Genomic DNA, 12,842 nt, shown 5'->3' on the forward strand with positions numbered 1-12,842 from the left:
GCTGACCTTTCTAGTTATTGTTCTCTGCTGCAAGGCGCAGCGTGAATCTCTGCGGGTTCTGAGCGCTCAGGCGCACGAGGTCTTCCCCGCTGCGCAGCGCATTCGGCGGCGCGCTCATGGGCTCCACGGCCAATGCCTTGCCGGGGCCACCTGCCCGCGGGAAATCGGCCGGGGTAAACATCTGCACCCAGTTCAGGCCTTCGCCCATCTCCAGGCGCACCCCCTTTCCACCGGCCGAATACACGGCCGTCAGTGGGCCTTCGCCGTGGAAGCAATCGTCCCAGTCCACCTCGGCGATGGGCTGATTAACAATGCGCACCTGCTCCGTCTTTCCCGTAGGCAGGTTGCGGGCGCCGAGCAGGTAGCGCTTGCCGACGTCCACACTGAGCACCGCTTCCTCCGCCCCTGCCCCTTGTGGGCAGAGGTAGAGGTGCAGCCCATAGGCGAAGGGAACCTCGCCGGGTTCCGCGGTGCGGGCGGTGAGCTGGTGGTGCAATCCCTGCTCATCGAGGGCATAGGTGGCCTCTAGTTGAATCGCCCACGGCCAGCCCTGGCGCGGCTCAATATCAAAGGCAAGAGCCACCCGGTTGTCCGAGCGTTCCGTGACGCGCCACCAATCCACCGCGAATCCATGGATGGCGTTATTGCGCTCAGGCTCGTTGATCTCCAACTGGTGTCCGGTCCCCTGCCATTCGAACCAGCCATCCTCGGTGCGATTCGGCCACGGTGCCAGCACCACTCCGGCCATCAGCGGCGGCTTACCCTCGTAGCTTTCTACCAAGGGCGCGCCGCGATAGGTCAGCGCGTTGAGTGCACCGCCGAATAGGCCAATCTCGGCCGCATAATCGCCATGGGCAAGTGCGACGCTGGGGTAGTCAGCGTCAGGGCCAGCTGCTCCTCCACTGGTCATAACAAAGACCTTTCTGGCTATAACTTTCTTTGGATTTAGCCTAGGAGTACGGCGAAGCGCCGGTCAATCGTTTGCATAACTGCTGGCTCAAACCCACGGTTTCAGCAGCTCACCGCCCTTGAGTTAACCTCCAGTTAACCTCTTTCGGGGCTGGAAGCGCACGTGGGAAACAGGCCGCCACACCGGGCAGGAACACTACCCCTGCATCCGCCGCCACACTATTCGCGCCGCGGAGTGTGGCGTGGCCAAGACTTCGCGCAGGTAGTTGCGCGGCATCAACCGCCACGGGGTGCGCGCGGAATGCAGGTGCACGGCAATGCCGAGGTGCCAGGCCCACAACGCGGTGCGCAGGATATGAAAATCATTGGTCACCACGTGTAATACGGCATCCGGGGCCAAGCGGTGGGCATTCTCTAGATTTTCATTAGTGCTCGTGGCTTCCAGTTCCACCACCACCCGCTCGGCCGGCACGCCACGTTCGATGAGGTATGTAGCCATAGGCCCCGCCTCACCACGGCCGGAGACAATGATGCGCTGACCGCTATAAAGCGCCAACGCCTTATCAAGGCGCGAGCGCAGCATGGCGCCGGGATAGCCATGGGTTACGCGGGAGCCCAAAACAAGGAGCGGGTCAGACATGGATACCAGCATAGACTTGCCGGCTCTTGACATGAAGATGGAAATAGCCGTACCTTTAACTCAAATGTGCAATCGATTGCACCCAGGAGGGCCGGACGTCGGCTCATACGCCTAACCAAGGAGGACAGCATGGCCGGAACCACTCTCAAGGACGTGGCCGCTGCTGCTGGAGTATCCATTTCCACCGCGTCCCGTTCGCTCTCGGGCAACCCAGCCATCTCGGAGTCCACGCGCCAACGCGTAAAGGACACGGCCATCAAGCTCAACTATAGGCCCAATGCCCAAGCCCGAGCATTGCGCAGTTCCCGATCTAACGCCATCGGCTTGGTCATCCCCAGCCTAGATAATGCCTACTTCGCCGCAATGGCCGCAGCCATCGAAGAAGCCGCCGATAAGCAGGGACTCGCCACGATGATTACCAGTTGTGGCGAGGATCCGCAGCGGCTAGTCAAGGCCCTCGATGCCCTGATGGAACGCCAGGTAGACGGCATTATCGCGGTACCTCTCGAAGGCGCCGAAGAAGCGCTGGAGCAGGCGCGCGCTTACCGTCCACTCGTGCTCATTGACCGCACCCTGGGCCAGATTCCAGCAGTGCTATCAGACCCCCACCCGGGCATGAAACAAGCCGTGGAACAGCTTAAAGAAAAAGGGCACACGCACATCGGCTACCTTTCCGGGCCGCAGGAAACCTCCACCGGCCGCCAGCGCCTCCAAGCATTCGAGGCCGCCACCCGGGGCATGCCTACCCACATCCACCACGGCAGCTACCGCCACCGCGAGGGCTATAAAGGAGCCCTCGCACTCCTACAAGAAGGCGTCACCGCGCTCATTGCCGGCGATTCCATGATGACGGCCGGCGCGCTGGAGGCCTGCCATAATGCGGGCAAGCTCATCGGAGAAGAAATCGCGCTCGTCGGCTTCGATGACTTCATCTACCTGCGCTTCCAACCCTCCCCTATCTCAGTGGTGGACCAGGATGTTGCCAGAATGGGCGAGACCGCCACGGCCAAGCTCATCGCGGCCATCAATGAAAAGCACCAACCGGAAGGCGAGGTGCTAGAAACCCGCTATATCCCACGCATGTCCACCGCACACCAACTCGATGGAGCCACGCCATGAGTGACTGCGTTTTGCGCCTGGATAATGTCACCAAATCCTTTGGCCCGGTAGAGGTCATTAAGGGGGTAGACCTCACCGTCCGCCGCGGCCAAGTGCAGGCCTTGCTGGGTGAGAACGGCGCGGGAAAATCCACCCTCATCAAGATGATTGCCGGCGTGCACGAACCAGATTCCGGCCGCATCCTGATAGATGACACAGAGGTAAAAATCCCAGATACCAAGGCCTCTGAGGCACTGGGCATCGCCACCATTCACCAAGAGCTCAACCTTGTGCCCACCATGTCCGTGGCCGAGAACATCATGCTTGGGCGCACCCCACGCCGCTTTGGGTTGGTCAATCGCAAACACCTCAAGGCACAAGCCCAAGCGGCACTGCACCTTATCGGCTTGGACGTGGATCTGGACATGCCGGTGCGTGAGCTGGGTGTGGCCAAGCAGCAGCTCGTAGAAATCGCCAAGGCGCTGTCCATGAACGCGCGCATCCTCATCCTGGATGAGCCCACTGCCGCGCTCACCGGCAAGGAGGTTGATGCACTCTTTGCCGTGCTCGAAGAACTCAAGGCTAAGGGCGTGGCCATGGTCTTTATTAGCCACCACTTGGAGGAGCTGGCGCGCATTGCAGAAACCATCAGCGTGCTGCGCGATGGCTCTTTCATCGCCGAGGTCCCAGCCAATACGGACGAAGACGAGCTGGTGCGCCTCATTGTCGGCCGCGAGATTGAAAACCAATACCCGCGCGAGGTTCCTCCCGAGCGCGGCGAGGCCCTGCTGGAAGTCTCCGAGCTGACTGCCGACGGCGCCTTTCACGACGTCACCTTCACCGTCCATGCCGGCGAAGTCGTCGGCCTTGCCGGGCTCGTGGGAGCCGGCCGCACCGAAATCATTCGCGCCATCGCGGGCGCTGACCCGTACGATTCCGGCACCATCCGCGTCGGCGGCACGCAGCTGCGCGGCGGCGATATTCGTGCCGCCATCCGCGCCGGCGTGGGCCATATCCCCGAAGACCGTAAGTCCCAAGCGCTAGTTCTCGATGCCTCCGTGGGCGATAACCTCGGATTCGCCACCCTCTACCCCACCGCTAAGGTGGGGCTGGCCGACCGCAGCGGTCAACGCCGCCGCGCCGGTGACGTAGCGGAAAAGCTGCGCATTCGCATGGCCGATCTCTCCCAGCCCATCCGGAACCTATCCGGCGGCAACCAACAAAAGGCGGTCTTTGGCCGCTGGGTACTGGCCGGTTCCAAAGTCCTCCTCCTCGATGAGCCGACCCGCGGCGTCGACGTCGGCGCCAAGGTAGAGATTTACAACATCATCAATGAGGTCACCGCGGCCGGCGGCGCCGTTCTCATGGCATCCTCCGATCTGCCCGAGGTGCTCGGTATGTCCGACCGCATCCTCGTCATGTCCGGCGGCCAACTCGCCGGCGAGCTCCCCAAGGACTCCACTCAAGACGAGGTCATGGCCTTTGCCGTATCCAATGTGACCTCCTCTACCTCTACCTCTGCTGCCGCGCCTGCCGGCACTAACCACAAGGATGAAGCATGACCAAGAATCGAGTAATTAACTGGGCCATGAATAATGGCGCGCTCGTCGGCCTCATTGCCCTGTGCATCGCGCTGTTTATCGCTACGCCATACTTCCTTACCGTGGCGAACCTGCTCAATATCGGCATCCAGGCCGCTACGGTGGCCATCTTGGCCTTCGGCATGACCTTTGTCATCGTCACCGCTGGTATCGACCTCTCGGTGGGCTCGGTCGCCGCGCTCGGCGCCATGGTCTCTGCCTATATGTTCTCCACCGCGGGACTGCCTGGCTGGCTCACCCTGCTTCTCGGCCTGATCGTAGGTGCGCTGGCCGGCGCCATCTGCGGCATGGCCACCGCGTGGGGCAAGATCCCCTCTTTCATCGCAACGCTGGCCATGATGTCCATCGCCCGCGGGCTCACCCTGGTCATCTCCCAGGGCTCGCCGATTGAAACCGCCCCGTCCGTCAACGCCTTTGGCGGCGATATCGCAGGTTTCCCAGTGCCGATCATCATGATGGTTATCGCCGGGCTCATCTGCTGGTTCATCCTAGAGCGCACGGTACTCGGCCGCTCTATGTACGCCATCGGCGGCAACCTGGAGGCCGCCCGGCTCTCGGGCTTGCCGGTCAAGCGCATCCAAATCGCCGTCTTCGCACTCTCCGGCTTCTTCGCCGCCTGGGCCGGCATGGTTATGGCCGGCCGCCTCGAATCCGCACAGCCGCAGGCCGGCACCGGCTATGAGCTCGATGCTATTGCGGCCGTCGTCATCGGTGGCGCCTCGCTCTCCGGCGGGCAGGGCAAGGCCACTGGCACTCTAGTCGGCGCGATCTTGCTAGCGGTCATCCGCAATGGCTTGAACCTGCTCAACGTCTCCTCCTTCTGGCAGCAGATCGTCATCGGCCTAGTCATCGCGCTGGCCGTCGGCTTCGACGTCATCCGCAATAAGACGGCCAACTAAGGAGCACCCTCCATGAAAAAGCTCATCGCCACCCTCCTCGTACCCGCCCTCGCGCTGGGCCTTGCCTCGTGCAATCGCTCGGAAGAAGACCGCAACCGCATCACGCTAGCGCTGTCCACGCAGACCAACCCCTTCTTCGTCGAACTGCGCCACGGCGCGCAGGATAAGGCCAAGGAACTCGGCGTTCCGCTCGACATCCAAGACGCCTCCGATGACCCCGCCCAGCAGGTCAATCAGCTGGGCAATGCCACCTCGATGGGCGCCAAGGTCGTCGTGGTCAACCCCACCGATTCCGATGCCGTGGCCCCAGCCGTGCGCGGCATCAAAAATGACGGCGTGCCCGTCATCGGCGTGGACCGCGACGTCAACGGCGTAGAGCTGGATTCCATGGTGGCCTCCGATAACGTCGCCGGTGGCGCGCAGGCTGCGGATAAGCTCGCTGAAGCCATCGGGGAAAAGGGCGATATCCTCATCCTGCAGGGCACCGCTGGTACCTCCGCCTCGCGCGAGCGCGGCAAGGGCTTTGCAGAGCAGATTGCGAATTATGGGGACATTCGGGTCGTCGGCAAGCAATCGGCGAATTTCGATCGCACGGAAGGCCTCAACGTCGCTACCAACTTGCTGCAGGCCAATCCTGATATTAAGGCCATCTTTGCGGAGAACGATGAAATGGCGCTCGGCGCGGTCGAAGCTTTAGGTGACCGCGCCGGTTCTGAGGTCAAGGTGGTGGCTTTTGACGGTACCTTCGATGGCCTCAAGGCAGTCAAAGATGGCAAGCTGGAAGCTACCATCGCCCAGCAGCCCGCAGAGCTCGGTGCCCGCGCCATCGAACAAGCCGCAGCGCTCCTGCACGGTGGCGCGGCGGAGAAAAACGTCCCCGTCGAGGTCATCACCGTCACCCGCGACAATGTGGAGGATTTCCAATGAGCAAGCTAACCGTCGTCGGTTCCATCAATGCCGATCTCATTGTGCACGCCGAGCGCCATCCGCAACCCGGCGAAACCCTACTGGGCTCTGGCGGCGACATCTTGGCCGGGGGCAAAGGCGCTAACCAGGCCGTCGCGGCCGCACAGCTGGGCGCCACTGTGGCCTTTGTGGGCGCGGTCGGCTCCGATCCCTATGCCGAGCCTGCCATGCACTATATGCGCACCTCCGGTATCGATCTGGGCGCCGTGGAGCAGGCCGATACCAATACCGGCCTCGCCGTCATTACTGTCTCGGCCGATGGCGAGAACACCATCGTCATCTCCCCCGGTGCCAACGCTCTTGTCGACGCCCCCTTTGTCTCCTCCCGCGCCTCCACCATCGCCGATGCCGACGTGGTCCTCCTCCAGGGTGAAATCCCTGCCTCCGGTTTCCAGGCCGCGGTCGAGGCGGCCCAGGGCCGAGTGGTGGTCAACCTCGCGCCCGTGGTCGCGGTCGACCGCGACTCGCTCCTGCAAGCCGATCCTTTGCTGGCCAATGAACACGAAGCAGGGCTCATCCTGGACCAGCTCGGACTACCTGCAGAGGGCGCCCCGCGCGAGCTCGCCCACCGCTTGGTAGAGGCCGGTTTCCGCTCCGTCGTTCTCACCCTTGGCGCCCACGGCGCCTACGTGGCTACCCCGGAAGGCGGCACGGATATCCCCACCCCGCGCGTGACCGCCGTGGATACCACCGGCGCCGGCGATGCCTTCGCGGGTGCCTTCTGCGCCCAGCTGCTCACCGGTGCCTCGCTTGTCGATGCCGCCACCTTCGCCGCCCGCGTCGGCGCCTTCGCCGCCACCGGCAACGGCGCACAGCCTTCCTACCCCACCACCGAATCCGCCCTGCCGGAGGTCACCGATGCGTAAATCCGGCCTGCTCAATCCCGCGCTCACCAGCGCTGTCGCGCGCTTGGGCCACACCGATACCTTCGTTATCGCCGATTGCGGCCTGCCCATCCCCCGCGAAGTGCCTGTCATCGACCTCACGCTAACCTTTGGCATCCCCACCTTTGCCGATACCCTGGCGGCCCTCCTCGATGAGGTCGTGGTCGAAGCCGCCACCATCGCCGATACCACCCCGCCTGAGGTGCGCTCCCTGCTTCCCGCAGTACCGCTTACCGAGGTCTCCCACGACGACCTCAAGCGCGAGGTCGCCCGCGCCTCCTTTGTCGTGCGCACCGGTTCCACCACGCCGTTTGCCAATGTCATCCTGCGCTCCGGCGTGCCCTTCTAGCGCTTATAGACGTTTCCGCGTGCCCCTACGGTAAACACTTCCACCAGCACTTCTTGCTCCTCAACGGAGTACAGCACTCGGTAATTTCCCACCCTTATTCTTCGGCCACTCCTGCCGGACAAAGCGATAGATCCCGGTGGATATGGGTCTTGGGCCAGTCCACCGATCGCGCGCTTAATCCGTTGATATTGCTTTCGGTTTCCCTGATGGATTTTTTGTAACTCTCGCTTGGCCTGCCGCGTAAACGCGATGTTGTAGTCCATGACCTCTTAAAAAGTTGTACTCTTTGCTAACTTAGTACTAGTAGTACTTTGATGTATTAGGAGCTTTCATTGTCTTTGCCACTTTCCGAACTCCGCACCCGCTTAGGCCAGGTCATTGACCAAGCCCACTACGCAGGCACCCGCACCGTTGTCACCCGCAACGGTAAGGAAGCCGCAGTTATCATTTCGCCTCAGGAACTAGCTTTCCTTGACCGCCTCGAAGCCGCTGCAGATGCTGAAGCGCTCCGCCAAGCCCGCGCCGCCGATACCGGCGAACGCTTCTCTTTTGAACAGGTCACGGAAGAAATCGAAGGGCGCTAGCCGTAAATTGGCTCGGCTGCATACCCGGCTAAAAGCCAATGCCAGCGCCACACGGATTCGTGAGCAAGAGAGCTGAAATTCGTTCGCCCCTCATGAGCCTCAGAAATTTGCTGAACCACATCTACCAGGTGATGCTTCACGCAGCTGCCTGAATAGCGAAGAACGGTATACCCTCTTAGCGCCGCATCATTTCCCTTCCAGCGGTCTTTAACGAAGGTCCCCAAATCCTCCGCCTTATGGAAGTCATAGCCATCGATTTCAACGGCGACCTTCCCTACAACGATGTCCCATAGATAGGGACCTATCTGGTGGTTTACCTGAACCTTCTTCCCACGACGCTGAAGCGCCCGGACCACTTTCCTTTCTGCTTCGCTATCGGCACCTACCGCAGATTTGTTCACTAATTCCCGAACCCGAGCTGGTACCCGCGCGATACATCCGAGGTCTTTTTCTAAGGCTTGCTTACCGCGCCTGTTTTGATATCGCGTTTCAAGCATCGTTACTGCTTGATCGTCATCCACCACAGCCGCCGCTAGCAGGGGATTTTGCACGGGGATACCTTCAAACGTAAAACTCGTTTTCTGCCGAGTTCGCTCGACTTCAAACCACTGCGAACCACTCACGACATGCCTGTAGGCAAATTTCAGAGGAAAGGTCATCGCCTTCTTGGAGTACAGCTGCACCGCAGAGCTTCCTGCAAGCATGATTCCAGGCCACCGCTTGTGCAGGATGCGAGCTACCTCCATGGGAGTCGGTTCCCGCCACGTATAAATCCCGCGGCCGATTCGGATTATCTTTCCATTCGCTACATGAGTATTAAGCTCTCCCCTGCTTAGGCCTGAAACCAGTACTTCTTCCATGCTTCCCCCTTTGAGCATTATTCCCCTGCCCGAAAGCTTAAAGCACGCTTCCTCACGCCGCAGGCTACAACGATGCAAAGCAAGCACGTTTTATCCTTTTCCTCCGCAAATTTTGCCCGATCGTGCTTGTTTTGCATGTTGGCAAGGGGCGACGAGAACTTCGCTAAAGATTAGGAGACAAAACAAGCACGTTTTGCCGAAAAACTACGTTGTTTTGGCTAAAACGTGCTTGTTTTGTTTGGCCTTAGACCGGAGAACTACTCTCCCAGCAGCTTGTCGCGCAGGTTCTTATCCTTCTGCTCGACCTCTTCGGCCATCTGCTTTTGGTAGTGCACCAACTTGTCTTGGATGACGGGATCGCCAGCGCCGAGGATGCGCGCAGCAAGCAGGCCTGCGTTTTTTGCACCGCCGATGGAGACGGTGGCTACCGGCACACCACTGGGCATCTGCACGATGGATAGGAGGGAATCGAGACCATCGAGATCCTTCAGTGCGCGGGGGATACCGATGACCGGCAGCGGCGTGGCCGCGGCGACCATGCCGGGAAGGTGCGCGGCACCGCCGGCGCAGGCGATAATCGCCTTCAACCCGCGGGTGTGTGCTTCCTTGGCATAGGCCAGCATCTTTTCCGGGGTGCGGTGGGCGCTGACCACGCCGACCTCGAAGGGGATGCCGAAGTCCGCGAGGACCTGAGCGGCGGGTTCAACGGTGGGCCAATCGGAATCGGAGCCCATGATGATGCCTACGTGCGGTTGCATAGTGTCCTTTCTACAGGCAGAATTTTATGCCCAGTCGGCGTGCACGAGGAAGTGCGCGGCCTGGCGGGCAATGGAAAGGGTTTCCTCGGTGGAGTCGCCGGTGACGTTGACGTGGCCAATCTTGCGGCCAGGGCGGTGGCCCTTCCCATAGAGGTGAATCTTGGCCTGCGGGTAGCGCTGCATTACTTCACGGACACGCTCCGGCATGGGCATGGCGGGATCTTCGTCGGCGCCCAAGACATTGGCCATCACGGTGACGGGTGCAAGCGCGTCGACTGCGCCCAAGGGGAGGTCGAGCACGGCGCGCAGGTGCTGCTCAAATTGGGAGGTCACGCAGCCATCCTGGGTCCAGTGGCCGGTGTTATGCGGGCGCATGGCCAGTTCGTTGACGGAGATATCCTCGCCCTCAGGGCCGTCGAAGGCAAAGAGTTCGACGGCCAGCACGCCGGTCACGCCGAGGGACTCGGCGATGGTCAGACCCAACTCGGAAGCGCGCTGGGAAAGTTCCGGTGTAAGGCCGGGGGCGGGGGCAATGGCCTCGGCGCAGATGCCGTTTTCCTGACGGGATTGGGTAATCGGCCACACCTTGGCCTCGCCGGAAGGACGGCGGGCGACCAAGATGGAAAGCTCGCGGGTAAGTTCCACCTTTTCCTCTGCCATCAGCGGGGTTCCGGCCTCAAGCAGCTCGGAGACCAGCTCAAAGCAATTATCGGCGGTGGGGAACCATACGCCCTTGCCGTCATAACCACCGCGGCGGGCCTTGAGGCACACGCGGCCATCGACGGCGTCGAAAAAGGCGCGGGCATCGGCCACCGAGTCGATGGCGGCAAAGCGCGGCACGGGAGCGCCCAGCGCGGCGAGCTTTTCGCGCATCTTGAGCTTGTCCTGCGCATAGATGAGGGCGGTGGGCTGGGGCTGGACGTTAAATCCGGCGTCGATAAGCGCGGCGGAGTGCTCGTTGGGCACATGCTCATGCTCGAAGGTAATGGCATCCGCGCCCTCTGCCACGCCACGCAGCTCCTCCAAGGAGGTGTAATCCCCCAGCACCACGTCCGGGGTGACCTGCGCGGCGGAGGAATCCGGCTTGCTAGCCAGAATCCGCAGGTGAATATCGAGTTCCGCGGCGGCCGGCTGCATCATGCGAGCCAGCTGGCCGTCGCCACACACAGTTACAATAGGCTTTAAGTCACTCACGTCCCCCAATACTAGCCTGGATACTATGTTCACTCGTCATACCATCTTCCAAAATTCCCTCATGACCGCTTTGCTGGACGGCATTTATGACGGCGAAATGACCATTTCGGAACTGCTTGGTAAGGGCAATTTTGGCCTCGGCACCTTTGATGGCCTCGACGGAGAGATGATCATTTTGGACGGCACCTGCTACCAGCTGCGCGGCGATGGCTCCGCGCAGATTGCAGACCTAGACCAGCGCACGCCCTACGCGGTGGCCACGAACTTTGTCCCGCGCATTACTGCCGACGCCCCCGCGGGCCTGCGCCGCGATCAGCTTTCCGCGTTCATCGATAAGCTCGAGCCTTCCGCCAACTACATGTACGCGGTGCGCATCGTGGGCACGTTCAAGGAGGTGACCACCCGCACGGTGGTCAAACAAGAAAAGCCCTACCCGCCAATGTCTGAGGCCGTGGGCGGCGATAAGGAGCTGCACTTTAAGGACGTCGAGGGTGTCATCGGCGGCTTCCGCACCCCCGTCTATGAAAAGGGAATCTCGGTACCGGGCTGCCACGTGCACTTTATCGACGCCGCCCGTACCTCCGGTGGCCACGTGCTGGACTACGTAGTGGATAAGGCAACGGTTGAGCTCTGCCCCGCCTCCGACCTAGAGCTGCGCCTGCCGCTGACACAAGAATTTAGCCGAGCTAACCTCTCCCCCGAGGATCTAGATAGCCAACTTCACACCACCGAGGTTAAAACCAAGGGCGATCATTAATAATCTCGGCCACGCGCTTGGGCTTGGCCACGTTGGGAAAATACATGGCCCGGTCCCAGCCGTGAATTGCTAGGGATACCCCGCCCCGGCGCTTGCGGGCGCCGCGGATATCCTGCAGCGGAATCGAATCAATATTTCGGCCCTCGCGCGCGATGACGCGCCTATTAGTCACGATGAAGCGCTTGCGGCGGGCCTTATAAAGAGGAATGACAAAGCGCCAGATTCCCAGCAGCGCCCATACCGCGACGAGACCATTTCGCAGCATCGGGTCTACTGCTTGGACATCGCACCAGCCGATGGCGATCCACAGCAGGCCGGTGATGAGGATGAGCTCGAGGAAGGGGAAAATCAGCGCGCGAAACGGCGCGGAGACATCCGCGCGCTTGACCTCACCTTGGCCCATCTTCATTAGTCCCATAGCTATGGATGCTACCTCGCGTGTCTACTGTGGTGGTTTACTGCTGTGGGCGCAGGTGCGTGACATCACCTGCGGAGTAGTACTCGCCGGCGACCATGATGCGGCCGTCCTCGCCGATTTCATCGACGTGCCCGGTGACATCGCCGGACGGGGTTTCTAGGCGCACCTCCTGGCCGAGCGAGGAGCAGACCGCACGGTAGTCGTGCAGAAGCTGCGGATCCTGGTTCTCCCATTGCACGATGCGACGGCGCAGGTTCTTCAACACGGTAATGGCCAGCTCGGTGCGGTCCGTATCGCGGCCTTCGAGTGCGAGCGAGGTGGCCTTTTCAATCGGTAGATCCTCACGAGTCAGGGTGACATTGATGCCCATGCCCACGACGACGCGCGCGGATGGTGCGGCGCCACCTACTGCCTTATTGACCTCTGCTTTATTGACTTCAGCCTTATTTACTTCGGCCTTGTTGACCTCGGCCTTGTTGACTTCGGCCTTGCCTACCTCCACCTTGGTGAGCTCGGTCTTCGGCGCGGCCTTGAAGGCTTGGCCCACGGGACCGGCCTCGGCGAGGATGCCGCACAGCTTATTGCCGTCGATATGCACGTCGTTCGGCCATTTAAGCACGGTGCCCTCGATCGAATCGGTCACCGCGAGGCCCGCGGCCAGCGGCAGGGTGCCCAGGTGCTCGAGGGATTCCGGCAGCAACAGCACGGAGAAAATGACCTGGGAGCCGGCCGGCGCGGTCCAAGTGCGGCCGAGGCGGCCCTTGCCGGAAAGTTGTTCGTCGGCAAGCAGCACGGTGCCATCCGCAACATTGGTGGCCTGCATCAAATCGGTATTGGTGGAGCCGGTCTTTTCCACGAAATCGATGGTGGTGAAATCGTCCGCCAGCGCGGTGCGAATGCGTTCCAAATCAAGTGCAGTCATAAG

At 61.3% G+C, this 12,842-nt stretch carries 16 protein-coding genes; 8 read left to right on the forward strand and 8 right to left on the reverse strand.

The features are described 5' to 3' along the window. Positions 1–10: 10 nt before the first annotated feature. The gene (locus I6J28_RS11335; RefSeq protein WP_204610000.1) at positions 11–910 is read right to left on the reverse strand and encodes an aldose epimerase; all 900 of its coding nucleotides are present in this window, start codon (positions 908–910) and stop codon (positions 11–13) included. A 195-nt stretch (positions 911–1,105) separates the two neighbouring features. Beyond that, complete coding sequence (locus I6J28_RS11340) at positions 1,106–1,549, reverse strand: YdcF family protein (RefSeq protein WP_204610001.1); 444 nt, start codon at positions 1,547–1,549, stop codon at positions 1,106–1,108. A gap of 129 nt (positions 1,550–1,678) precedes the next feature. Here I6J28_RS11340 and I6J28_RS11345 point away from each other — a divergent pair, with 129 nt between their 5' ends. The 6 genes from I6J28_RS11345 to rbsD are packed head-to-tail and all read left to right on the forward strand — an operon-like array spanning position 1,679 to position 7,346. Then, complete coding sequence (locus tag I6J28_RS11345) at positions 1,679–2,668, forward strand: LacI family DNA-binding transcriptional regulator (RefSeq protein WP_204610002.1); 990 nt, start codon at positions 1,679–1,681, stop codon at positions 2,666–2,668. Continuing rightward, a complete protein-coding gene (locus I6J28_RS11350; protein WP_204610003.1) occupies positions 2,665–4,209 on the forward strand; it encodes a sugar ABC transporter ATP-binding protein in 1,545 nt (514 codons plus the stop codon). The genes I6J28_RS11345 and I6J28_RS11350 overlap by 4 nt, the downstream gene beginning before the upstream one ends. After that, entirely contained in the window at positions 4,206–5,147 is a 942-nt protein-coding gene (locus I6J28_RS11355; RefSeq protein ID WP_204610004.1) for an ABC transporter permease, read from the forward strand. Before I6J28_RS11350 ends, I6J28_RS11355 begins: the two co-directional genes overlap by 4 nt. A 12-nt stretch (positions 5,148–5,159) precedes the next feature. Next, positions 5,160–6,074 (forward strand): substrate-binding domain-containing protein, encoded by a 915-nt coding sequence (locus I6J28_RS11360; RefSeq protein WP_204610005.1) that lies wholly within the window; start codon positions 5,160–5,162, stop codon positions 6,072–6,074. Beyond that, on the forward strand, positions 6,071–6,979 hold the full coding sequence (locus I6J28_RS11365; protein WP_204610007.1) for a ribokinase: 909 nt from the start codon (positions 6,071–6,073) through the stop codon (positions 6,977–6,979). Before I6J28_RS11360 ends, I6J28_RS11365 begins: the two co-directional genes overlap by 4 nt. Then, positions 6,972–7,346: a D-ribose pyranase gene (gene rbsD / locus I6J28_RS11370; protein WP_204610011.1), complete on the forward strand. Its 375-nt coding sequence runs from the start codon at positions 6,972–6,974 to the stop codon at positions 7,344–7,346. Before I6J28_RS11365 ends, rbsD begins: the two co-directional genes overlap by 8 nt. Here the strand turns inward: rbsD and I6J28_RS11375 are convergent. Beyond that, the gene (locus tag I6J28_RS11375; protein WP_204610012.1) at positions 7,343–7,609 is read right to left on the reverse strand and encodes a type II toxin-antitoxin system RelE family toxin; all 267 of its coding nucleotides are present in this window, start codon (positions 7,607–7,609) and stop codon (positions 7,343–7,345) included. The genes rbsD and I6J28_RS11375 overlap by 4 nt on opposite strands. 69 nt (positions 7,610–7,678) lie before the next feature. Here I6J28_RS11375 and I6J28_RS11380 point away from each other — a divergent pair, with 69 nt between their 5' ends. After that, a complete protein-coding gene (locus I6J28_RS11380; RefSeq protein ID WP_040424847.1) occupies positions 7,679–7,930 on the forward strand; it encodes a type II toxin-antitoxin system Phd/YefM family antitoxin in 252 nt (83 codons plus the stop codon). Here the strand turns inward: I6J28_RS11380 and I6J28_RS11385 are convergent. From I6J28_RS11385 to I6J28_RS11395, 3 genes are all read right to left on the reverse strand, one after another. Further along, complete coding sequence (locus I6J28_RS11385) at positions 7,927–8,790, reverse strand: type IV toxin-antitoxin system AbiEi family antitoxin domain-containing protein (RefSeq protein WP_204610013.1); 864 nt, start codon at positions 8,788–8,790, stop codon at positions 7,927–7,929. The genes I6J28_RS11380 and I6J28_RS11385 overlap by 4 nt on opposite strands. Positions 8,791–9,047: 257 nt before the next feature. After that, on the reverse strand, positions 9,048–9,548 hold the full coding sequence (gene purE / locus I6J28_RS11390) for a 5-(carboxyamino)imidazole ribonucleotide mutase (protein ID WP_204610015.1): 501 nt from the start codon (positions 9,546–9,548) through the stop codon (positions 9,048–9,050). A gap of 24 nt (positions 9,549–9,572) precedes the next feature. After that, entirely contained in the window at positions 9,573–10,688 is a 1,116-nt protein-coding gene (locus I6J28_RS11395; protein WP_239454676.1) for a 5-(carboxyamino)imidazole ribonucleotide synthase, read from the reverse strand. Positions 10,689–10,767: 79 nt separating this feature from the next. On the opposite strand from I6J28_RS11395, the gene budA reads away from it, so the two are divergent. Beyond that, positions 10,768–11,499, forward strand: a complete 732-nt coding sequence (gene budA / locus I6J28_RS11400) for an acetolactate decarboxylase (protein WP_204610019.1) — start codon at positions 10,768–10,770, stop codon at positions 11,497–11,499. On the opposite strand, the gene I6J28_RS11405 is transcribed toward budA, so the two are convergent. Both I6J28_RS11405 and I6J28_RS11410 read right to left on the reverse strand, forming a co-directional pair. Continuing rightward, positions 11,477–11,917, reverse strand: coding sequence for a hypothetical protein (locus tag I6J28_RS11405; RefSeq protein WP_005326709.1), 441 nt, complete (start codon positions 11,915–11,917; stop codon positions 11,477–11,479). The two genes, budA and I6J28_RS11405, sit on opposite strands and share 23 nt — an antisense overlap. Positions 11,918–11,954: 37 nt before the next feature. After that, positions 11,955–12,839 carry a biotin--[acetyl-CoA-carboxylase] ligase gene (locus tag I6J28_RS11410; RefSeq protein ID WP_204610021.1) on the reverse strand — a complete coding sequence of 295 codons (885 nt, stop codon included), beginning with the start codon at positions 12,837–12,839 and terminating at the stop codon, positions 11,955–11,957. Positions 12,840–12,842 lie beyond the last annotated feature (3 nt).

The sequence above is a fragment of the Corynebacterium tuberculostearicum genome, assembly GCF_016894265.1.
GTDB classification, from domain to species: Bacteria; Actinomycetota; Actinomycetes; order Mycobacteriales; family Mycobacteriaceae; genus Corynebacterium; species Corynebacterium tuberculostearicum_D.